At 54.5% G+C, this 21,367-nt stretch carries 20 protein-coding genes; 16 read left to right on the top strand and 4 right to left on the bottom strand.

The window, feature by feature from the left end; all coding sequences use genetic code 11:
- The first annotated feature begins 167 nt into the window (after positions 1-167).
- Positions 168-917, top strand: coding sequence for a tRNA1(Val) (adenine(37)-N6)-methyltransferase (locus C7433_RS09915; protein WP_110268113.1), 750 nt, complete (start codon positions 168-170; stop codon positions 915-917).
- On the opposite strand, the gene nadB is transcribed toward C7433_RS09915, so the two are convergent.
- Positions 902-2,563, bottom strand: a complete 1,662-nt coding sequence (gene nadB, locus C7433_RS09920; protein ID WP_058707690.1) for an L-aspartate oxidase — start codon at positions 2,561-2,563, stop codon at positions 902-904. The two genes, C7433_RS09915 and nadB, sit on opposite strands and share 16 nt — an antisense overlap.
- A 360-nt stretch (positions 2,564-2,923) precedes the next feature.
- Here nadB and rpoE point away from each other — a divergent pair, with 360 nt between their 5' ends.
- The 11 genes from rpoE (at position 2,924) to acpS (ending at position 12,287) form a co-directional block, all read left to right on the top strand.
- The gene (gene rpoE, locus C7433_RS09925; RefSeq protein WP_006120509.1) at positions 2,924-3,502 is read left to right on the top strand and encodes an RNA polymerase sigma factor RpoE; all 579 of its coding nucleotides are present in this window, start codon (positions 2,924-2,926) and stop codon (positions 3,500-3,502) included.
- A gap of 26 nt (positions 3,503-3,528) precedes the next feature.
- The gene (rseA, locus tag C7433_RS09930; RefSeq protein WP_033740931.1) at positions 3,529-4,182 is read left to right on the top strand and encodes an anti-sigma-E factor RseA; all 654 of its coding nucleotides are present in this window, start codon (positions 3,529-3,531) and stop codon (positions 4,180-4,182) included.
- Positions 4,182-5,138 (top strand): sigma-E factor regulatory protein RseB, encoded by a 957-nt coding sequence (rseB, locus tag C7433_RS09935; RefSeq protein WP_006120511.1) that lies wholly within the window; start codon positions 4,182-4,184, stop codon positions 5,136-5,138. The genes rseA and rseB overlap by 1 nt, the downstream gene beginning before the upstream one ends.
- Positions 5,135-5,599: a SoxR-reducing system protein RseC gene (gene rseC, locus C7433_RS09940; protein ID WP_006120512.1), complete on the top strand. Its 465-nt coding sequence runs from the start codon at positions 5,135-5,137 to the stop codon at positions 5,597-5,599. The genes rseB and rseC overlap by 4 nt, the downstream gene beginning before the upstream one ends.
- 219 nt (positions 5,600-5,818) lie before the next feature.
- Positions 5,819-7,618 (top strand): translation elongation factor 4, encoded by a 1,800-nt coding sequence (gene lepA, locus C7433_RS09945; RefSeq protein WP_039340027.1) that lies wholly within the window; start codon positions 5,819-5,821, stop codon positions 7,616-7,618.
- A gap of 9 nt (positions 7,619-7,627) precedes the next feature.
- Positions 7,628-8,602: a signal peptidase I gene (gene lepB, locus C7433_RS09950; protein WP_006120515.1), complete on the top strand. Its 975-nt coding sequence runs from the start codon at positions 7,628-7,630 to the stop codon at positions 8,600-8,602.
- Between the two features lie 130 nt (positions 8,603-8,732).
- Positions 8,733-9,413: a ribonuclease III gene (rnc, locus tag C7433_RS09955; RefSeq protein WP_006120517.1), complete on the top strand. Its 681-nt coding sequence runs from the start codon at positions 8,733-8,735 to the stop codon at positions 9,411-9,413.
- A 48-nt stretch (positions 9,414-9,461) separates the two neighbouring features.
- Entirely contained in the window at positions 9,462-10,367 is a 906-nt protein-coding gene (gene era / locus C7433_RS09960) for a GTPase Era (RefSeq protein WP_033740928.1), read from the top strand.
- A 4-nt stretch (positions 10,368-10,371) separates the two neighbouring features.
- Positions 10,372-11,103 carry a DNA repair protein RecO gene (gene recO, locus C7433_RS09965; RefSeq protein ID WP_039340024.1) on the top strand — a complete coding sequence of 244 codons (732 nt, stop codon included), beginning with the start codon at positions 10,372-10,374 and terminating at the stop codon, positions 11,101-11,103.
- Positions 11,104-11,175: 72 nt separating this feature from the next.
- Positions 11,176-11,907 carry a pyridoxine 5'-phosphate synthase gene (gene pdxJ, locus C7433_RS09970; protein ID WP_033740925.1) on the top strand — a complete coding sequence of 244 codons (732 nt, stop codon included), beginning with the start codon at positions 11,176-11,178 and terminating at the stop codon, positions 11,905-11,907.
- Positions 11,907-12,287, top strand: a complete 381-nt coding sequence (acpS, locus tag C7433_RS09975; protein ID WP_006120525.1) for a holo-ACP synthase — start codon at positions 11,907-11,909, stop codon at positions 12,285-12,287. Before pdxJ ends, acpS begins: the two co-directional genes overlap by 1 nt.
- Here acpS and C7433_RS09980 read toward each other — a convergent pair.
- Positions 12,284-12,532: a YfhL family 4Fe-4S dicluster ferredoxin gene (locus C7433_RS09980; RefSeq protein ID WP_110268320.1), complete on the bottom strand. Its 249-nt coding sequence runs from the start codon at positions 12,530-12,532 to the stop codon at positions 12,284-12,286. The genes acpS and C7433_RS09980 overlap by 4 nt on opposite strands.
- A gap of 513 nt (positions 12,533-13,045) precedes the next feature.
- Here C7433_RS09980 and C7433_RS09985 point away from each other — a divergent pair.
- Entirely contained in the window at positions 13,046-13,423 is a 378-nt protein-coding gene (locus tag C7433_RS09985) for a hypothetical protein (RefSeq protein WP_033740924.1), read from the top strand.
- Between the two features lie 113 nt (positions 13,424-13,536).
- Here C7433_RS09985 and C7433_RS09990 read toward each other — a convergent pair whose 3' ends face one another.
- A complete protein-coding gene (locus C7433_RS09990) occupies positions 13,537-14,376 on the bottom strand; it encodes a MurR/RpiR family transcriptional regulator (protein ID WP_006120655.1) in 840 nt (279 codons plus the stop codon).
- Positions 14,377-14,531: 155 nt separating this feature from the next.
- On the opposite strand from C7433_RS09990, the gene yfhb reads away from it, so the two are divergent.
- The gene (gene yfhb, locus C7433_RS09995) at positions 14,532-15,170 is read left to right on the top strand and encodes a phosphatidylglycerophosphatase C (protein ID WP_039340020.1); all 639 of its coding nucleotides are present in this window, start codon (positions 14,532-14,534) and stop codon (positions 15,168-15,170) included.
- Positions 15,171-15,242: 72 nt separating this feature from the next.
- Positions 15,243-15,737, top strand: a complete 495-nt coding sequence (gene tadA / locus C7433_RS10000) for a tRNA adenosine(34) deaminase TadA (protein ID WP_006120653.1) — start codon at positions 15,243-15,245, stop codon at positions 15,735-15,737.
- On the opposite strand, the gene mltF is transcribed toward tadA, so the two are convergent.
- Positions 15,734-17,191: a membrane-bound lytic murein transglycosylase MltF gene (mltF, locus tag C7433_RS10005; RefSeq protein WP_033740922.1), complete on the bottom strand. Its 1,458-nt coding sequence runs from the start codon at positions 17,189-17,191 to the stop codon at positions 15,734-15,736. The genes tadA and mltF overlap by 4 nt on opposite strands.
- Positions 17,192-17,461: 270 nt before the next feature.
- Between mltF and purL the strand changes: the two genes are divergently transcribed.
- The gene (gene purL, locus C7433_RS10010; protein ID WP_058701199.1) at positions 17,462-21,352 is read left to right on the top strand and encodes a phosphoribosylformylglycinamidine synthase; all 3,891 of its coding nucleotides are present in this window, start codon (positions 17,462-17,464) and stop codon (positions 21,350-21,352) included.
- The last annotated feature ends 15 nt before the right edge of the window (positions 21,353-21,367 follow it).

The raw sequence follows: 21,367 nt of genomic DNA on the forward strand, positions 1-21,367 counted from the left end.
GTTCTACCTCAGTTTGGGGCGCTGATTATAGACAGATCGGACATAATCTTCATCTGTTTATCGGTATTGACTGCGTCAGATTACGTCAACGGCGTGAATTCCCCAACCTGGCACGTTACACTTGGCGCCAGCTATACGGCAGAAAAACAGGTGAATGGTCGCTGAGTATGATGCAGGACAAGCCGCAGGCGCGGCCGCAGTTAAAAAAGAACGGGTTTACCTTCAAGCAGTTTTTTGTCGCACACGATCGCTGTGCAATGAAGGTCGGTACTGATGGCATTCTGCTGGGCGCGTGGGCACCGGTCGCCGGGGTAAAGCGCATCCTTGATATCGGTACCGGTTCGGGCCTGATTGCGCTGATGCTGGCCCAGCGAACGCATTCTGATGTGGTGATCGATGCGGTGGAGCTCGATGCCGACGCTGCGCAACAGGCCAGCGAGAATGCCTGTCAGTCACCCTGGGCTGCGCGTATTAATGTTCATCAACAGGATATCGCGCAGTGGGCGGAAAACAGCAATACGCGCTATTCACTGATCGTCAGTAATCCGCCTTACTTTGCACCTGGCGTGGCCTGCTCAACGTCGGCACGCGACAGCGCACGCGCGACCGGTACCTTAAACCATCAGACCTTATTACGTTGCGCAGCGTTGCTCATAGAAGAAGAGGGCTTCTTTTGTGTGATATTGCCTGAGACGACAGGGCAGGAGGTGATTGCGCAGGCACAATCGGAGGGCTGGCATCTGCGCTTTCGCTTCGATGTGGCGGAATATGCTCACCGTCCGCCGCATCGTGTATTGCTGGGGTTTTCACCCAGTCCGGGTGAAACCCTGTTTGAACGCCTGGCTATCCGCGATGCCGACCGGCAGTATTCTGACGCCTGGCAAAGCCTGACGCGTGACTTCTATTTGTTTATGTGATCGCCGGGCTGCAGGACGGTCGGTTGCGCTTCCGCCAGCGTATCGGGATAGTCGCGAATAAAATGCAGCCCGCGGCTCTCTTTGCGTTGCAGCGCACAACGCACCATCAGCTCTGCCACCTGTACCAGGTTGCGCAGTTCCAGCAGGTTGTTTGACAGCCGGAAGTGGCGATAGTACTCGTCGATTTCCTGTTGAAGCAGGCTGATGCGGCGCAACGCGCGTTCCAGCCGCTTAGTGGTACGGACAATGCCGACATAATCCCACATAAACAGCCGTAGTTCATGCCAGTTATGCTGAATGACCACGCGCTCATCGGCATCATCCACCTGGCTTTCATCCCAGGCCGGTAAACGATCTACGGTCTCCGTTTCAGGTAAGATCCGCATCAGATCCTCCGCGGCAGACCAGCCATATACCAGACACTCCAGGACAGAATTTGAGGCGAGGCGGTTGGCACCGTGCAGCCCGGTATAACTGACTTCACCGATTGCATATAAACAATCGATGTCGGTGCGGCCATGCCGATCGACGACCACGCCACCACAGGTGTAATGCGCGGCGGGCACCACAGGGATTCTGTCCTTTGTCAGATCAAAGCCAAAGGTCAGCAGTTTTTCGTAAATCATCGGGAAGTGGGAACGGATGAAGGCCGGCGGCTGGTGGCTGATATCCAGATACATGCAGTCTACGCCCAGCCGTTTCATTTCATGATCGATGGCGCGGGCGACGATATCGCGCGGGGCCAGCTCCGCGCGTTCGTCGAAGTCAGGCATAAACCGCGAACCATCGGGCCGCACCAGCCAGGCGCCTTCGCCGCGCAGGGCTTCCGTCAGCAGAAAGTTTTGCGCCTGCGGATGAAACAGGCAGGTAGGGTGAAACTGGTTAAATTCCAGGTTAGCGACCCGGCATCCTGCTCGCCAGGCCATCGCAATGCCGTCACCAGAGGCGACATCAGGATTCGTGGTGTACTGATAAACTTTGGCCGCGCCGCCCGTGGCGAGCACGACGGCGCGCGCCTGGCAGGTTTCGACCCGTTCGCGATTGCGGTTCCAGATCCAGGCCCCCATTACCCGGCGGGGGCCCGGTAAGCCCAGTTTGTCTGACAGGATCAGATCCACCGCGTTAGTGCGTTCCAGGATGCGGATATTCGGATGACGCAACGCCTGGCCGACCAGCGTGGTTTCCACTTCCCGGCCGGTGGCGTCGGCGCTGTGCAGAATACGGCGATGGCTGTGGCCGCCTTCTCGCGTCAGGTGGTAACGCATTTCACCGCCGGCCTGAGGATCGGTATCAAACGCCACGCCATGATCGATCAGCCACTGCACGCAGTGCCGCGCATTGCTGGCGACAAATGAAACGGCCTCACGATCGCACAAGCCCGCCCCGGCAATCAGCGTGTCTTCAACGTGAGAATCCACGCTGTCAGTTTCATCAAACACTGCCGCAATGCCGCCCTGCGCATACAGCGTTGAGCCTTCATTAACCTGCGCTTTACTGAGCACAGTGACCCGGTAATGCGAGGCCAGCCGCAACGCCAGTGACAGTCCCGCCGCACCGCTGCCCACAATAAGCACATCACACTGATAATCTGAGGGGGAGAATGTTGTCATAGTGTTTAATTTACTAAACAAGAATGACCCGAGCATAAGCCTTTGATGGTTTTTTGTGAAGTATTTTGAACACGCAAGCAGGCGTAATAGCGGACTAAATCTAATTTATGAGATATATCAAATGGTTAGTCATTTAACCGTTTAAAATCTGTTTTTCATACCAAACTTAATCGAATACAAGGATTTAAAGATGAAAAAGCGGCTGTCATAGGTTACTCTGCCTGCGATTTGCGCGTGTTACATTGAACGAAAATCAACAAACTGTGTAATCCTGCAGCAAAGCGGCCGAAAATGAACTTTTCGCCACGTAATGACTCAAAGCGCATGCTTGCTCAATAGCTGTGTGCTGGCAGTTCCTTAACGCATAAGAAAGTATTTGGGGAGACTTTACCTCGGATGAGCGAGCAGTTAGCGGACCAGGTTCTGGTTGAACGGGTTCAGAAGGGGGATCAAAAAGCTTTCAACTTACTGGTGATCCGTTACCAGCATAAAGTCGCGAGCCTGGTCTCACGGTATGTGCCTTCAGGCGATGTGCCTGACGTCGTTCAGGAATCATTTATTAAGGCGTATCGGGCACTGGATTCTTTCCGTGGCGATAGCGCGTTTTACACCTGGCTGTATCGGATTGCCGTGAATACAGCCAAAAACTATCTGGTTGCTCAGGGACGCCGTCCGCCTTCCAGCGATGTTGATGCAATTGATGCGGAAAATTTCGAAAGTGCGGGTGCGTTAAAAGAAATTTCGAACCCTGAGAACTTAATGTTGTCTGACGAACTGAAACAAATCGTCTTTCGTACCATTGAGGCGCTTCCTGAGGACTTGCGAATGGCAATTACCCTCAGGGAACTTGACGGTCTGAGCTATGAAGAGATCGCCGTCATTATGGATTGCCCGGTGGGCACGGTAAGGTCACGTATTTTCCGTGCACGTGAGGCCATTGATAATAAAGTTCAACCGCTTATCCAACGTCAGTGATAACGGCTACTGGAAGGGTATTAGGCATGCAGAAAGAAAAACTTTCCGCTTTAATGGATGGTGAGGCTTTAGATAACGCGCTGATTTCAGCCCTGTCTAAGGATGCAGATCTACAAAAAAGCTGGGAACGCTACCATCTGATTCGCGATACCATGCGCGGCGATGTTGGTGAACACCTGCATTTTGATATTTCTGCTCGCGTTGCCGCTGCCATCGAAAACGAGCCACAGCGTAATGTGACGTCCCTGATTCCTGAAGCACAGCCCGAGCCTTCTCGCTGGGAAAAAATGCCGTTCTGGCACAAAGTTCGCCCCTGGGCGGCCCAGATTACGCAGGTCGGCGTCGCCGCCTGTGTTTCCCTGGCGGTAATTGTGGGTGTTCAGCACTATAACCAACCCACCAACGGCAGCGTGGAAAGCTCTGACTCACCGGTATTCAACACCTTGCCAGTGATGGGCAAAGCGTCACCTGTCAGTCTGGGTGTCCCCTCGGATATGTTTGGTTCAGGCAATGCCTCACAACAGGTGCAGGACCAGCGTCGCCGCGTGAACGCCATGCTGCAGGACTACGAACTTCAGCGTCGTCTGCACGCCGATCAGCTGCAGTTCGAAACCAATGCGCCAAAACAAGCGCAGGCCAATGTACCGGGTAATCAGTCATTAGGAATGCAGCAGCAGTAATGAAGCCGCTATGGTATGCCGTTAGTCTTCTGACGGGCAGCCTGTTGTGGTCCACTGCCGCCCCAGCGCAGGTTTCTGCGTCTGGGGCGTTATTACAGCAGATGGAGCAGGCAAGTCAGACGCTCAACTACGAATTCGCCTACATCAACGTTTCCCGTCTTGGTATGGAATCGCTCCGTTATCGTCACGCAGTAATCGACGATCGCGTCTATGCACAAATTCTGCAGATGGACGGTCCGCGTCGCGAAGTCATTCAGCGCGGCAACGACATCAGCTATTTCGAACCGGGTATTGAGCCTTTCTCGCTTCCCGGCAATCACATCGTCGATGCGTTGCCATCGATTATCTACGCCGACTTTGCCAAACTTGATGCGGCTTATGACTTTATTACCGTCGGCCGTTCCCGCATTGCCGATCAGATGTGTGATGTGGTGCGCGTAGTGTCGCGCGATGGCACGCGCTACAGCTATGTTGTATGGCTGGATGTGGATACCAAGCTACCGCTGCGCGTGGATCTGCTGGATCGTGACGGTGAAACGATGGAACAGTTTCGCGTGATCAGCTTCGCGGTGGATGATGGCGTACGCAACCTGATGCAGGGCCTTGAAAAGGCCAATCTGCCGCCGTCGCTCTCGTTAACCAAATCAGACAACGCGACGCTGGACTGGGAGCCCGCCTGGCTTCCCGCAGGGATGACGCTCGTTTCCCAAAGCCGGCGTATGCTTCCCGCGTTAAATAAATCCCTTGAATCCCGGCTGTACAGCGATGGTCTGTTTAGCTTTGCTGTAAACGTTACGCCGGCAGATAAAAACAGCGTCGCACAGACATTGCGCACGGGACGTCGTACGGTGGAAACCGTAATACGCGATAATTACGAAATTACGGTCGTTGGCGAGTTACCGCCTGCGACGGCCAAACGTATCGCGGACAGTGTTAATCCTGGGGCAAAAAAATGATGAGAGAATGGGCCACCGTGGTGGCATGGCAGGATGGTATCGCCACACTGCATACCGAAGCCAAAACCTCCTGCAACAGCTGCCAGGCACGTAAAGGCTGTGGCAGCCATATGCTGAATAAGCTGGGGCCAAAGAATGCGCATGTGATGCAAATCGCCAGCAGCAAGCCCCTGGCTCCGGGCCAACGTGTCGAACTGGGCATCAAAGAGAGCAGCCTGCTCGGTTCGGCACTGCTGGTATACATGACGCCGCTGTTTGGCCTGTTTCTGTTCGCAGGTCTGTTCCAGGCCCTGTTCGGCAGCGACCTGGCCGCCGCCTGCGGCGCGCTGTTAGGCGGAGTTGGCGGCTTTATCGTCGCCAAAGGCATTTCCATGAAATTTGGCGATAGTGAGGCCTTCCAGCCGGTTATCCTTAATATCGCCTTGCCCCCAGATGCGCTTCGTGTTGAAAGCGAAGCCTGACCCCTGCTTAAGCCGCACTTGTTGCGGCTTTTGTCTTAAGCCTGACGTGCAAAAAACTGTTTCGTTTCCACGACGTTCCATTCTTTTATGCGCGGCCTTAACAGTGTAATATGCGTCGTCATTAATGAGGCTGACAGGATTGTGGGTTAAGAGCGATCTTCCTGAATGTGTCTGTGCTCAGGTTTCTAACTGATTCTCTACGTGAAGATATCTCTATAAATGAAGCACATAAGAAATTTCTCCATCATCGCCCACATTGACCACGGTAAATCCACGCTTTCTGACCGCTTGATTCAGATCTGTGGCGGATTAACTGACCGCGAGATGGCCGCGCAGGTTCTGGACTCAATGGACCTTGAGCGTGAACGTGGTATTACCATCAAAGCACAGAGCGTGACGCTCGATTACAAAGCCCAAGACGGTGAAACTTACCAGCTCAATTTTATCGACACGCCGGGACACGTTGACTTCTCATACGAAGTTTCCCGCTCACTGGCCGCCTGTGAGGGTGCGCTGCTGGTGGTGGATGCCGGACAGGGCGTTGAAGCGCAAACCCTGGCTAACTGCTACACCGCGATTGAGATGGATCTGGAAGTCGTGCCGGTGCTGAATAAAATCGATTTGCCTGCCGCCGATCCTGAACGTGCTGCACAGGAAATCGAAGATATTGTCGGTATTGATGCCACCGATGCCGTGCGTTGCTCGGCGAAAACCGGTGTCGGCGTACCTGAAGTGCTGGAGCGCCTGGTGCGCGATATTCCGCCGCCAGAAGGCGATCCGGAAGGGCCGCTGCAGGCACTGATTATCGACTCCTGGTTCGATAACTACCTGGGTGTTGTCTCGCTGGTTCGTGTGAAAAACGGCACCATGCGTAAAGGCGATAAAATCAAGGTACTGAGTACCGGCCAGGTTTATAACGCCGATCGACTGGGCATTTTCACGCCGAAGCAGGTTGACCGCACTGAACTGAACTGTGGCGAAGTCGGCTGGCTGGTCTGCGCCATTAAAGACATTCTGGGCGCGCCGGTGGGCGATACCCTGACAACAGCACGTAACCCGGCGGACAAAGCGCTGCCTGGCTTTAAAAAAGTGAAGCCGCAGGTTTACGCCGGTCTGTTCCCAATTAGTTCTGATGACTACGAAGCGTTTCGTGATGCGCTGGGCAAGCTGAGCCTGAACGATGCTTCTCTGTTCTACGAGCCAGAGAGTTCAACCGCGCTGGGCTTTGGCTTCCGTTGCGGCTTCCTGGGTCTGCTGCACATGGAGATCATTCAGGAACGTCTGGAACGTGAGTACGATCTCGATCTGATCACGACCGCACCGACGGTGGTGTACGAAGTGGAAACCACGGGCGGCGAAGTCATTTATGTGGACAGCCCCTCGAAGCTGCCACCGCTCAATAACATTGAAGAGTTGCGTGAACCGATTGCGGAGTGTCACATGCTGCTGCCGCAGGAATACCTGGGCAACGTCATTACGCTGTGCATCGAGAAACGTGGCGTTCAGACAAATATGGTTTACCACGGCAATCAGGTTGCGCTGACCTATGAGATTCCAATGGCTGAAGTGGTGCTCGACTTCTTTGACCGTTTGAAATCAACATCGCGCGGCTATGCTTCACTGGACTACAATTTTAAACGTTTTCAGGCCTCTGACATGGTGCGCGTCGACGTGCTGATTAACTCAGAACGTGTTGATGCGCTGGCGCTGATTACCCACCGTGATAACGCACCTTATCGTGGACGTGAGCTGGTTGAGAAAATGAAAGACCTCATCCCACGTCAACAATTTGATATTGCGATTCAGGCGGCAATCGGCAACCACATTATCGCTCGCTCAACCGTCAAACAGCTGCGTAAGAACGTCCTTGCCAAGTGTTACGGCGGTGACGTCAGTCGTAAGAAAAAGCTGTTGCAGAAGCAGAAAGAGGGTAAGAAGCGAATGAAGCAGGTCGGTAACGTTGAACTGCCGCAGGAAGCATTCCTCGCCATTCTGCATGTCGGAAAAGACAGCAAATAAGGATCTTAAATGGCTAATATGTTCGCGCTAGTCCTGGCGATAGCGACATTGATTACTGGTATTCTCTGGGTGATCGATCGTATCAAGTGGGCACCACAGCGCCGGGCGCTGCAGGCGGCGGCACAGGCGCAGTCAGGCGGCACGCTCGATAAAAAAACGCTGGCAAAAATGGCACCTAAGCCGGGCTGGATTGAAACCGCTGCCTCCGTATTTCCGGTGCTGGCCGTGGTATTCTTTGTGCGCTCATTTGTGTATGAGCCTTTCCAGATCCCGTCAGGCTCGATGATGCCCACGCTGCTGATTGGTGACTTTATTCTGGTCGAGAAGTTTGCTTACGGTATTAAAGACCCGATTACGCAAACCACGCTGATTCCTACCGGTCATCCTAAGCGTGGCGATATTGCGGTCTTTAAATACCCAAAAGATCCCAGCCTGGACTACATCAAGCGCGTGATTGGCCTGCCGGGCGATCGTGTAACCTATGATCCCTACAGTAAAACGCTGACTATTAATCCGGCCTGCGATAATGGCAAGCCTTGCAGCAAAGCGTTGCCCGTCACCTACAGCAACATTGAGCCAAGCAAGTTTGTTCAGACGTTTAGCGGGTTTGATGGTAACGAAGCCGGTAACGGGTTCTACCAGGTGCCGCTGAATGAAACCATGCGCGGTGGATTACGTCTGGCCACGCGCAAAGAAACGCTGGGCAATGTGACGCATGACATTCTGTTGGTGACGGAAGCACAAAGCCAGGCGAGCATGTACTATCAGCAGCCCGGCCAGCCGCAGGCGAGCTGGGTTGTGCCGCAGGGGCAGTATTTCATGATGGGTGATAACCGTGACAACAGCGCCGACAGTCGCTACTGGGGCTTTGTTCCCGAGCGCAATCTGGTCGGTAAAGCGGTCGCCATCTGGATGAGCTTTGAAAAACAAGAAGGGCAGTGGCCAACCGGCGTACGACTGAGTCGTATCGGCGGTATCCATTAAGCCAGCCTGAGAGTCAGGCAAAATAGGGTGGCCTCCGTCATGGGGGCCACTGCACACCAAACAGAATGTGTTGGATTCTCAGCCCTGTTTGGTATGCAGAGTGACAGACGCAAAACAGAACTGGAATCGCATGAACCCCATCCTGATTAACAAGCTTCAGCGCAAACTGGGCTACACTTTTACACATTCTGAACTTTTACAGCAGGCGTTGACGCATCGCAGCGCCAGTAGCAAGCATAACGAACGCCTGGAGTTTTTAGGCGATTCGATTCTGAGCTACGTGATTGCAAATGCGCTCTACCACCGTTTTCCGCGTGTGGATGAGGGCGACATGAGCCGCATGCGCGCGACGCTGGTGCGCGGTAATACGCTGGCAGAGATGGCGCGTGAATTCGATTTGGGTGAATGCCTGCGTCTGGGGCCCGGCGAATTAAAAAGCGGCGGCTTCCGTCGTGAATCTATTCTGGCGGACACCGTGGAAGCGCTGATTGGTGGTGTCTTCCTCGACAGTAATATTCAGACGGTCGAAAAGCTGATCCTTGACTGGTATCAGACGCGCCTGGACGAAATCAGTCCGGGTGATAAACAAAAAGATCCGAAAACGCGCCTGCAGGAATACCTGCAGGGCCGTCATCTGCCGCTGCCAAGTTACTTAGTGGTGCAGGTTCGCGGCGAAGCCCACGATCAGGAATTTACCATTCACTGTCAGGTGAGTGGCATGGCAGAACCGGTGGTGGGCGTGGGCTCCAGCCGCCGTAAAGCTGAACAAGCAGCGGCTGAACAGGCGCTGATTAAACTTGGTCTGGAATAACAGTATTATCCCGGCGCCGCAACCGGCGCTGAAAACCTCAGGACTCGAATGAGCGAAAATGTTACATACAGCGGCTTTGTCGCGATAGTTGGCCGGCCTAACGTCGGTAAATCCACCTTACTGAACCAGTTACTGGGGCAGAAGGTTTCAATTACGTCGCGTAAGCCGCAAACCACCCGTCACCGCATTATGGGCATCCATACGGAAGGCGCTTATCAGGCGATTTACGTGGATACGCCCGGCCTGCATATGGAAGAGAAGCGAGCGATCAACCGCCTGATGAACCGTGCGGCCAGCAGTTCTATCGGTGACGTTGAACTGATCATCTTTGTGGTTGAAGGCACGCGCTGGACGCCCGACGACGAGATGGTGTTAAACAAGTTGCGCGATGGCAAAGTGCCGGTTCTGCTGGCGATCAATAAAATCGACAACATTCAGGATAAAAGCGTCCTGTTACCGCACCTGCAGTTCCTCAGCGAGCAGATGAACTTTATTGATATCGTGCCGGTTTCGGCCGAAAGCGGTAAAAATGTCGACACCATCGCCGCCATCGCCCGCAAGCATCTGCCGGAATCTGACCATCACTTCCCGGAAGATTACATTACCGATCGCTCACAGCGCTTTATGGCATCCGAAATTATCCGTGAAAAGCTGATGCGTTTCCTCGGTGCGGAACTGCCTTACTCGGTCACAGTCGAAATCGAACAGTTTGTGTCTAACGCGCGCGGCGGTTATGACATCAACGGTTTGATTCTGGTCGAGCGCGAAGGGCAGAAAAAAATGGTGATTGGCAATAAAGGCGCCAAAATCAAAACCATTGGTATTGAAGCGCGTAAGGACATGGAAGAGATGTTCGATGCCAAAGTGCATCTCGAACTGTGGGTTAAAGTTAAATCCGGCTGGGCAGATGACGAACGTGCGCTGCGTAGTCTGGGTTACACAGACGATCTCTGAATAAATGGAAGGCTGGCAACGCGCCTTTGTGCTGCATAGTCGTCCTTTCAGCGAAACCAGTCTGCTGCTTGACCTGTTTAGTGAAAGTGAAGGCCGTGTTCGTGTCCTGGCAAAAGGAGCACGATCACGGCGTTCTCAGTTAAAAGGCACGCTTCAGCCTTTTACCCCGCTGCTGGTGCGCTGGAGTGGTCGTGGTGAGGTGAAAACGCTGCGCAATGCCGAAGCGGTTTCGCTTGCTCTCCCCCTCAGTGGTATCACGCTTTACTGCGGCCTGTACGTCAACGAGCTGTTATCTCGGGTACTGGAACAGCACATCCCCTTTTCCGACCTGTTTTTTGACTATCTGCAATGTATCCAGACGCTGGCCGCCGCCGAGGGTTCACCCGAGCCTGCACTGCGTCGTTTCGAGCTGGCGCTGTTGGGGCACCTTGGCTATGGCGTGGATTTCCTGCACTGCGCAGGCAGTGGTGAACCGGTCAGTGAAGACATGACCTACAGCTACCGGGAAGAGAAGGGCTTCATCGCCAGTCTGGTGCTCAATCAGCGCAGCTTTACAGGTAAACACCTGCAGGCGCTCTCCACGCGTGAATTTCCCGATGCGGATGCCCTGCGCGCGGCGAAGCGCTTTACCCGCATGGCGCTAAAACCTTACCTGGGGGGCAAACCGTTAAAAAGTCAGGAGCTTTTCCGTCAGTTTACACCGAAAAAAAAGCCCGATATTGCCGGCGAGCCCTGATGCGGGTCGTAGCGGAATCGCATCACGGCGCGTTACACTCCATACAATGATCATAATGAACCGAGGATTGTCATGGCTGAGTTACTGTTAGGCGTTAACATCGACCACATTGCTACCGTCCGCAACGCGCGTGGCACCCATTACCCTGATCCGGTCCAGGCGGCTTTTATCGCCGAACAGGCGGGCGCGGATGGGATCACGGTGCACCTGCGGGAAGATCGCCGCCACATTACCGACCGCGACGTGCGTATTCTGCGTGATACCATCGAAACGCGGATGAATCTCGAAATGGCGGTCACCGATGAGATGCTGAATATCGCGTGTGACATCAAACCGCATTTCTGCTGCCTGGTGCCGGAAAAGCGTGAGGAAGTGACCACCGAAGGCGGACTGGATGTCGCCGGACAACAGGAAAAACTTAATGCCGCGGTAAAAAAACTCAGTGAGGCGGGCATTTTGGTATCCCTGTTTATCGATCCCGATCACCGGCAAATCGAAGCGGCTGTCACCAGCGGCGCGCCTTATATTGAAATTCATACCGGTGCCTATGCTGAAGCCCCTGAAGGCCCGGCACGCGACGCTGAGCTGGCCCGGATCCGTCAGGCGGCCACCTTTGCGGCCAGCCGCGGATTAAAAGTTAACGCCGGTCACGGTCTGACTTACCACAATGTCCTGCCGATTGCCGCGCTGCCGGAAATGCATGAGCTGAACATCGGTCATGCGATCATTGGTCGGGCGGTGATGAGCGGCCTGCCTGACGCCGTCAAAGCCATGAAACAGCTGCTGCGAGAAGCGCGTCGCTAATGGCTATTCTGGGACTGGGCAGCGATATCGTCGAAATAGAGCGGATTGCCGATGTGATTTCTCGCTCTGGCGATCGACTGGCGCGTCGCGTGCTGAGTGAGGCCGAATGGCAGCAGTATCAGCAGCATCGTCAGCCGGTGCGTTTTCTGGCTAAACGTTTCGCCGTTAAAGAAGCGGCAGCCAAAGCGTTTGGCACCGGCATTCGCGGCGGACTGGCATTCAATCAGTTTGAAGTTTACAACGATGCGCTGGGTAAACCGCTCCTGCGTTTTTTCGATCATGCTGCTGAGGTGGCGCAGCGGCTGGGTGTACAGCATGTCCATGTCACCCTGGCCGACGAGCGCCACTATGCCTGTGCTACGGTCATTATCGAAAGCTAACCGTGCAGGGCAATAAACTTATCCCACAGCGCATCGCGTGATTCGATGTGCTGGGGATCCGTCACAATGGTGTTATCAATAGGGCAAACCCGCTGGCAGGTCGGCACATCATAATGTCCCACACATTCGGTACAGCGGCTCACCTCAATCTCATAAATCATCTCACCCATCGAAATAGCCTGGTTCGGGCATTCGGGTTCACACATATCGCAGTTAATGCATCGTTCTGTAATCAGTAAAGACATCGCGGTTTCCCAATCGATAAATACTTTTTGTCGTTTTGGCGACATAATCTGTTGCGGTAGTAAATATTCCTGATGAGATATATCGAACCCTTAGACGACTTTTGTAACTTTCAAATTGCAAGCCTGGCTGGTCATTAACATAAAGTTGGAATGTTAAAGGTCATGCGGAGTCGGCTGACAGTAGCATATTCTTTCAGCGTCAAACATGATGCGAATAACTAAAAAAAGTGATACGCACCATTAATGTTCGTTACTTACTGATTATTCGATAATTTAACTCTATATAGTCTTCATGGAGAGTAAGCATAAGAGTATAACTTTTAGCAAATTCAGCGCTACACGTGCGGGAAAAGCGCCGCGTGTAGAAAAAACCACCACAGCGAGAATTGTAAGGATTATGCAGAAAAAAGGGGTGATAGAAATATTTTGTCATAAAAATGACAGAGATCAGGTGCGTGATTAAGAGTTTTCCGATAATATGCATTCATCAATAATATCGATGGATTGTGTCAGGTGAAAAAAAGAATTTTTTTGATAGCCGGCGTGGCTGTTCTGGCTGCAACAACCGCTTATGGAAGCTTATCCGCGGGTGGATCTCGGCCTGATTTCGTTACAGCAGCAGAAAATAAAACGAATAACTTCCTGCAATACAGCTATGGTAAGGGTAAATGTAAAGCCGCGCCCGGAACGGCATTGAGCTGGGACATGGAATGTAAGTATGACGGTGGCAAGAAAGTGGTTAAATTCGCTCTCTACTCCGCTGAGCATGCAACAAAAAAATCTGTTGATACCTTTTATCTCGTTGCAAAAAATCAGGCTGCAGTCGACTCAGCCAGCACAGGTATGGGGCAATACTTGCCTATTTCTACGCAAGATATAAGCAGTAGTTAGTCGGCCTTAATACACAGCTAATACTCAATTCAGTTTTAGAAGCCAGCGATATCGCTGGCTTCCTTCATTGCACTTTACAACAATCGCAATATCAGATGCGTTTTCCCTTCTTCCTAAATCAGCTTCTTCACCAGCGCCTCGCTGTGGCGAATATGGCTGGACGCGCGCTCAGGATCGTTCTGTACCAGCGCCATAAAGAGCAGGTCCGTTAACGCCAGCTGGGCGGTAGTCGAGGAGATCGCGGCGCTGCGCGTACTCTGTTCTTCTGCAACGGTGTACAGGCAGTGCGTGGCGCACTGCTGCAAAGTGTTAGGCGTAAAGCCGGTAAAGGCCAGCACGTCCGCGCCCACCCGCACTGCTTCCTGCGCGGCCAGGTTAATCTCACGACGTTCACCCGTGTAAGAGATCGCCAGCAGCACATCGCCGGATGACATGGCCTGTACGCTGGCCAGCAGCGCGTGCATGTCCTGCTCCGCGACGGCATTGATGCCAATCTTCATCAGCTTCCAGGAAAAATCCTTTGCCACCAGACCGGATGCGCCGATTCCGACCAGTAAAATACGGCGTGCGCGCTTAAGCAGCTGCAAGACGGCATTCAGCTTCTCTTCGCTGTTGATATCCAGGGTCGCGCGAATGGCCGACAGCTTTTCTGTCAGTAATTTTTCACCCACAGCCTTAAGGGGATCGTCACTGAGGATCTGATTATGCACGGTGATGGCATCTTTATCGGCCAGCGATTCGCTCAGTGCCAGCTTGAGTGCCGGAAAACCTTTGTATCCCAGCTTTTGCGCAAACTTAACGACGCTGGACTGACTGACGCCAGCTTCTTCTGCCAGCTTTTGTGAACTTAAATGCCGTGCCCGATCCGGTTGTGACAGTAAAAAATCCGCCAGCCGGCGTTCGTTCAGCGCCAGTGAAGGATAAAGCTGGCGAATGCGCAGCAATGAACTCATGCCCAGTCCTCATGATGTAGCGGTGCGTCCGCAAGGAATAAATGATTCTAAAAGCATTGTAGCCACTGGAATAAAAAATGACAGTCATCGCCTCGCTGCGCGAAGATGACTACAATAGAGGCTGTTGATGCATATTCGTTAAAAAGGAGAGCTGTTTGACCAACGAGAGACAACGTCGCGTGGTGTTTTTCGACCTTGATGGCACATTGCACCAACAGGATATGTTTGGCACTTTCATGCGCTATTTGCTGCGCCGCAAGCCCCTGAATCTGCTACTGGTCGTGCCTTTGCTGCCCGTCGTCGGCGCGGGGCTGCTGTTCAAAGGGCGTGCGGCCCGCTGGCCGATGAGCCTGTTGCTCTGGTCAATCACCTTTGGCCGATCTGAAACCACCCTGTTACGACTGGAGGCCGAGTTTGCTCAGTGGTTTCGCCAGCGCGTGAAAGCGTTTCCGGTGGTGCAGAAGCGTCTCAGCGAGTACCTCAGCAGCGATGATGCGGATGTGTGGCTGATTACGGGCTCGCCGCAGTCGCTGGTGGAGCAGGTCTATTACGATTCGGCGTTTCTGCCCAGAGTAAAGTTGATTGCCAGCCAGATGCAGCGCGGCCTGGGTGGGCGCGTGCTGAAATTGCGCTGTCTGGGCCACGAAAAAGTGGTGCAGTTAGAAGAGCACATCGGCACACCACTGCAACTCTATAGTGGTTACAGCGACAGCAAGCAGGACAACCCGTTATTGTTCTTTTGTCAGCACCGCTGGCGCGTCACGCCGGCGGGTGAATTGCAGCAGTTAGAATAACCTGTACTGTGCTTCGGTTTTGCCGGCATGCCCGGTATAATGCGCCGCTTTTTGCTGCCGGGAGTGGTTCGTGTGACACAAGAACAAGATGAATACTGGATGCGCCGGGCGCTGACGCTGGCGCAACGCGCATGGGATGAGGGCGAGGTGCCGGTAGGCGCCGTCCTGGTTCACGGCGACCGCGTCATTGGCGAAGGCTGGAACCGGCCTATCGGTCAGCATGATCCCACCGCGCACGCAGAGATTATGGCGCTTCGTCAGGGCGGGAAAGTACTGGAAAATTACCGTCTGCTGGATACCACGCTTTATGTGACGCTGGAGCCGTGCGTCATGTGCGCCGGCGCGATGGTGCATAGCCGGATAGGTCGTCTGGTTTATGGCGCGCACGATGTGAAAACCGGCGCAGCCGGTTCGCTGATTGACGTGCTGGGCCATCCGGGGATGAACCATCAGGTAAGGTTAGATCACGGCGTGCTGGAAGACGCGTGCGCGGCGCTGCTGAGCGACTTTTTCCGCATGCGTCGTCAGCAACAAAAAGCGCTGCGACAGGCGCAGCGCGAAAGCTAATTCATTGCCACTTGTGGCGAAACGGCAGGATAGCCTTTGCCCATCTCCGCTTCCAGCGCGGCCTGCTGGGCAAGGCGCTTTTCCTGCTCCTGCAAATAGCCCACCAGGCTAATCTCATATTTACGAATATTTTCCACGTAGTTATACGCTTCCTGGCCCCGCGCGTAGCCGTAGGTCGTTTGCGCGTAATAACGCTTCTGGCTCAGCATCGGCAGGCGCAGTTTCACATCAGCCCAACTGTCCGGGTTGCCACCCTGTTTTGCCGTGAGCTTACGGGCATCCAGCATATGAGCATAACCCATGTTGTAGGCGGCCAGCGCAAACCAGATACGTTCGTCTTCCGGAATGGACTGCGGGACTTTATCCATCATATTTTGCAGATACTGGCTGCCGCCGCGAATACTTTGCTCAGGATCGGTTCGATCGCCCACTTCCACGCTGTCGGCAGTATTGCGCGTCAGCATCATCATGCCGCGCACGCCGGTCGGTGATGTCGCCTGCGGATTCCAGTGTGATTCCTGATAAGAGATAGCGGCCAGCAAACGCCAGTCGATATTACTGGCGTATTTCTCAAATAACGGTTTGATATCAGGCAGAACCGTATCAATCGCACGCAGGAAGGTGCGCGTATCCACATAATCAAAGGTGCCAACGTGCCCGAGGTATTTCTCTTCCAGCCGCGCCATTGCGCCTTCTTCGCCCATGCCATTAAAGAAATCCAGCATGGCCGCGTTCAGGCTGTCGTCGCTTTCGCGGGGCATATACCACGTCACCGGCTCTTCATCCGTGACGTCAAAGGCGACCGCCAGTTGTGGATGGATGCGCTGAAGCAGTGCGATGGTGACGGAATCGCCAATCGTATAATCCAGCTTGCCCTCGGCGACGGCCTCAAGTAGCGCTTTCGGGCTTTGATCAGTCGAGATAGCCCAGTCAAGGTCGGGATAGTGATCCGCTCTGGCGCTCTTGAGTGTAGACAGATAAGCCGATCCGGAGGCAACGACGAGCCGTCCCTTTAAATCGCCCAGGTTTTTCGGGCGAGTTTTATCCACACGATAAACCAACTGCTGGGAAACGCTGTAATAGCTGGGGCCCGTCTGATAGCGGTTCAGTCGCTCATTATTATAGATAAGGCCTGCGGCCAGCAAATCGGCTTTGCCGTCGTCAAGCGCATCAAACAGGTCGCTGATATTCGCGCGCACCGTGATTTCCAGCCTGACGCCCAGATAACGGGCGAAACGCTTCGCCAGCTCGTAATCCATCCCGGCCGGTGCTTTATTCACGGTGTAGTAAGTCAACGGCGAGTTTACGGTACTGACCCGTAGCACTCCCCGTGATTTAATCTGTGAAATCGTATCCTGCCCGCTCCCATGCCAGGGAATGGACGGCCACAGTGCCAGTGCTAACAGCACGGTGAGCAGACCGATAAACAGATAATTTAATTTCAGGCGTTTCAAATAGTTATCTCTCGATGGCTCCAAGGCCTCTGTCTTTTAAGGCAGTATTGATTTTGTTTTAACTCCCAGAGCGAGGGGCATTTTGCGCAACAAACTGAGGCAGAGCAACTTATAAAGCAATTTTTGCGCAATTATCAGCCAAATCTTGTTGGCCATAAATTTTGCGCAAACGGTTTCGTCGCGGAGTGGCTTTCTCTATAATACGCCCCGTTTTCCCCCTGTTGCGCCCAATGAAGCGTCGCACCCGGCGTTTCAAAGACGAGAGATCTTATGATGGAAATTCTGCGTGGTTCGCCCGCCCTGTCGGCATTTCGTGTAAACAAACTGCTGGCCCGCTTTCAGGACGCTCATCTGCCGGTGAGTGATATTTACGCTGAGTACGTCCATTTTGCCGATGTCAGCGCGCCGTTGAGTGAGGATGAAAAATCCCGTCTGCAGCGCCTGCTCAAGTACGGTCCTTCTCTCGCTGAACATGCGCCACAAGGGCGTTTGCTGCTGGTCACGCCACGTCCAGGCACCATTTCGCCATGGTCTTCAAAAGCGACCGATATTGCGCATAACTGCGATCTGTCACAGGTCCGTCGACTGGAGCGCGGTCTGGCGTTTTATGTTCAGGCACCCCAGTTGACGGAAACCCAGTGGCAAACGCTGTCAGCGCTGCTGCATGACCGCATGATGGAAACGGTGTACAGCGACCTCCATCAGGCCGAACAACTGTTTGCCCACCACGAACCTCAGCCGGTCAAAAGCGTTGATGTGTTGGGTGAAGGCCGTCAGGCACTGGTTCATGCCAATACATCGCTGGGCCTGGCGCTGGCAGACGACGAAATTGACTACCTGCTGGCAGCCTTTACGAAGCTGGGCCGTAACCCTAACGACATCGAACTCTATATGTTTGCTCAGGCGAACTCCGAGCACTGTCGTCACAAGATTTTTAACGCCGACTGGATTATTGACGGCGAAAAACAGCCGAAATCGCTGTTTAAAATGATTAAGAACACCTTTGAGCAAACGCCGGATTATGTCCTGTCGGCTTATAAAGACAATGCGGCGGTGATGGAAGGCTCTGAAGTAGGACGCTTCTTTGCGGATGCCGAAAACGGGGAATATGGCTACCACCAGGAAGCGGCGCATATTCTGATGAAGGTCGAAACGCATAACCATCCTACGGCGATTTCGCCGTGGCCTGGCGCGGCAACCGGCTCCGGCGGCGAAATTCGTGACGAAGGGGCGACCGGACGGGGCGCGAAGCCGAAAGCCGGTCTGGTCGGCTTCTCGGTGTCGAACCTGCGTATTCCGGGCTTTGAGCAGCCGTGGGAAGAGGATTTTGGCAAGCCCGCGCGCATCGTCAGCGCGCTGGACATTATGACTGAAGGCCCTCTGGGCGGCGCGGCGTTTAACAACGAGTTTGGCCGTCCCGCATTGAATGGCTATTTCCGTACCTATGAAGAACAGGTCAACAGCCACAACGGCACCGAACTGCGCGGTTACCACAAGCCGATTATGCTGGCGGGTGGCATCGGGAACATCCGTGCCGATCACGTCCAGAAAGGCGAGATTACTGTCGGGGCAAAGCTGATCGTACTGGGCGGCCCGGCAATGAATATCGGTCTGGGCGGCGGGGCGGCCTCATCTATGGCATCGGGCCAGTCTGACGCTGATCTCGACTTTGCCTCCGTACAGCGTGATAACCCGGAAATGGAACGGCGTTGCCAGGAAGTGATTGACCGCTGCTGGCAGTTAGGCGACGACAACCCGATTCTGTTTATCCACGATGTCGGTGCGGGCGGGCTGTCGAACGCCATGCCTGAGCTGGTCAGCGATGGCGGGCGCGGTGGACGTTTCAACCTGCGCGATATCCTCAGCGATGAGCCAGGGATGAGCCCGCTGGAAGTCTGGTGTAATGAATCGCAAGAGCGTTACGTCATGGCGGTGGCACCCGAAAAGCTGGCTGAATTTGCGGCGATTTGCGAGCGTGAGCGCGCGCCTTTTGCGGTTATCGGTGAAGCCACAGAAGAGCAGCATCTGACGCTCAACGACAGCCACTTTGATAACAGCCCAATTGATATGCCGCTGGATGTGCTGTTGGGGAAAACCCCGAAAATGACGCGCGATGTCGTCAAACAGCAGGCGCAGGGCACACCGTTACACCGTGATGGCATCGTCTTAACGGAGGCGGTGAATCGCGTTCTGCACTTACCGACCGTGGCGGAAAAAACCTTTCTGATCACCATCGGCGATCGCAGTGTGACCGGCATGGTGGCACGGGATCAGATGGTAGGACCCTGGCAGATCCCGGTAGCCAACTGTGCGGTCACGACCGCCAGCCTCGACAGCTATCATGGTGAAGCGTTCGCTCTGGGTGAACGCGCGCCGGTGGCGCTGCTCGACTTTGCCGCCTCAGCACGACTGGCTGTTGGTGAAGCGCTGACAAACCTGGCCGCCACGCCCGTGGGGTCATTGAAGCGTGTGAAGCTCTCGGCAAACTGGATGTCAGCCGCGGGTCATCCGGGCGAAGATGCGGGCCTGTATGACGCCGTGAAAGCTGTCGGTGAGGAGCTGTGTCCGGCACTGGGCATTACTATCCCGGTGGGTAAAGACTCCATGTCGATGAAAACCCGCTGGCAGGAAGGCACTGAACAACGCGAAATGACGTCGCCGCTGTCGCTGGTGATTACCGCCTTTGCTCGTGTCGAAGATGTTCGTCGCAACGTGACGCCTCAACTGATGGCGGATCAGGACAACCTGCTTCTGCTGATCGATCTGGGTAACGGTGCCAATACCCTGGGCGCAACCGCGCTGGCGCAGGTGTATCGTCAACTGGGCGACAAGCCTGCCGATGTACGTGATGCACAGCAGCTGGCAGGCTTCTTTAATGCGATGCAGGCGCTGGTCAGCCAACAGAAACTATTGGCCTACCATGACCGTTCCGATGGGGGCCTGCTGGTCACGCTGGCAGAAATGGCCTTTACCGGCCACTGCGGTGTAGATGTTGATATCGCGGCGCTGGGCAGTGATGCGCTGGCGGCGCTGTTTACTGAGGAACTGGGCGCAGTCATTCAGATCAAGGCCGCCGATCGTGAAGGTGTCGAGCAGATTCTGGCTCAACATGGACTGGCGCAGTGCAGCCATGTGCTGGGCAGCGCACAGCCGGGCGATCGCTTCGTGATTCGTTCAGGCGACAGTGCTGTGTACAGCGAAAGTCGCACCACGCTGCGTACCTGGTGGGCGGAAACCACCTGGCAGATGCAGCGTCTGCGTGATAACCCGGCCTGTGCTGATCAGGAACATCAGGCAAAACAGGACGACAACGATCCGGGTCTTAACGTCAGCCTGACCTTCAGGCCGGAAGAGGACGTTGCCGCGCCGATGATTGCGACAGGTGCCCGTCCGCGCGTGGCCGTGCTGCGTGAGCAGGGTGTTAACTCTCATGTGGAAATGGCCGCAGCCTTTGACCGCGCAGGCTTTACCGCCGTGGACGTTCATATGAGCGATCTGCTGGCAGGACGCATCGATCTGGAACGTTTCCAGGCGTTAGTGGCCTGTGGTGGCTTCTCTTACGGTGACGTACTGGGAGCCGGTGAGGGCTGGGCGAAATCTATCCTGTTCAACCCGCGTGTGCGCGATCAGTTCGAAGCCTTCTTCCATCGTCCGCAAACGCTGGCGCTGGGTGTTTGCAACGGTTGCCAGATGATGTCCAACCTGCGCGAGCTGATTCCTGGCAGCGAACTGTGGCCGCGCTTCGTGCGTAATCAGTCTGAGCGCTTTGAAGCGCGCTTCAGCCTGGTTGAAGTGGCCGCCAGCCCGTCATTACTGCTGGATGGCATGGCGGGTTCGCGGATGCCTGTTGCGGTATCACACGGAGAAGGTTTTGTAGAAGTGCGCGATGGTACTCACCTGGCGGCGCTGGAATCCAAAGGGCTGGTGGCGCTGCGCTTTGTGGACAATAGCGGTAAGGTGACGGAAACCTATCCGGCCAACCCGAACGGTTCGCCAAATGGCATCACTGCCGTGACCAACGAAAGCGGGCGCGTCACCATTATGATGCCGCATCCTGAGCGTGTTTTCCGTACGGTCAGCAACTCCTGGCATCCGGCGGAGTGGGGGGAAGACAGCCCATGGATGCGCATTTTCCGTAACGCGCGCAAACAACTGGGTTAATTGCCGTAAAAAAAT

Origin of the sequence: Pantoea sp. PNA 03-3 (assembly GCF_003201175.1) — a bacterium.
Lineage (GTDB): Bacteria > Pseudomonadota > Gammaproteobacteria > Enterobacterales > Enterobacteriaceae > Pantoea > Pantoea stewartii.

Bases quoted from the DNA above. Each gene is read 5' to 3' on its own strand.
- C7433_RS09915 (WP_110268113.1), top strand. From the start codon at position 168: ATGATGCAGGACAAGCCGCAGGCGCGGCCGCAGTTAAAAAAGAACGGG.
- nadB (WP_058707690.1), bottom strand. From the start codon at position 2,563: ATGCTCGGGTCATTCTTGTTTAGTAAATTAAACACTATGACAACATTC.
- rpoE (WP_006120509.1), top strand. From the start codon at position 2,924: ATGAGCGAGCAGTTAGCGGACCAGGTTCTGGTTGAACGGGTTCAGAAG.
- rseA (WP_033740931.1), top strand. From the start codon at position 3,529: ATGCAGAAAGAAAAACTTTCCGCTTTAATGGATGGTGAGGCTTTAGAT.
- rseB (WP_006120511.1), top strand. From the start codon at position 4,182: ATGAAGCCGCTATGGTATGCCGTTAGTCTTCTGACGGGCAGCCTGTTG.
- rseC (WP_006120512.1), top strand. From the start codon at position 5,135: ATGATGAGAGAATGGGCCACCGTGGTGGCATGGCAGGATGGTATCGCC.
- lepA (WP_039340027.1), top strand. From the start codon at position 5,819: ATGAAGCACATAAGAAATTTCTCCATCATCGCCCACATTGACCACGGT.
- lepB (WP_006120515.1), top strand. From the start codon at position 7,628: ATGGCTAATATGTTCGCGCTAGTCCTGGCGATAGCGACATTGATTACT.
- rnc (WP_006120517.1), top strand. From the start codon at position 8,733: ATGAACCCCATCCTGATTAACAAGCTTCAGCGCAAACTGGGCTACACT.
- era (WP_033740928.1), top strand. From the start codon at position 9,462: ATGAGCGAAAATGTTACATACAGCGGCTTTGTCGCGATAGTTGGCCGG.
- recO (WP_039340024.1), top strand. From the start codon at position 10,372: ATGGAAGGCTGGCAACGCGCCTTTGTGCTGCATAGTCGTCCTTTCAGC.
- pdxJ (WP_033740925.1), top strand. From the start codon at position 11,176: ATGGCTGAGTTACTGTTAGGCGTTAACATCGACCACATTGCTACCGTC.
- acpS (WP_006120525.1), top strand. From the start codon at position 11,907: ATGGCTATTCTGGGACTGGGCAGCGATATCGTCGAAATAGAGCGGATT.
- C7433_RS09980 (WP_110268320.1), bottom strand. From the start codon at position 12,532: ATGTCTTTACTGATTACAGAACGATGCATTAACTGCGATATGTGTGAA.
- C7433_RS09990 (WP_006120655.1), bottom strand. From the start codon at position 14,376: ATGAGTTCATTGCTGCGCATTCGCCAGCTTTATCCTTCACTGGCGCTG.
- purL (WP_058701199.1), top strand. From the start codon at position 17,462: ATGATGGAAATTCTGCGTGGTTCGCCCGCCCTGTCGGCATTTCGTGTA.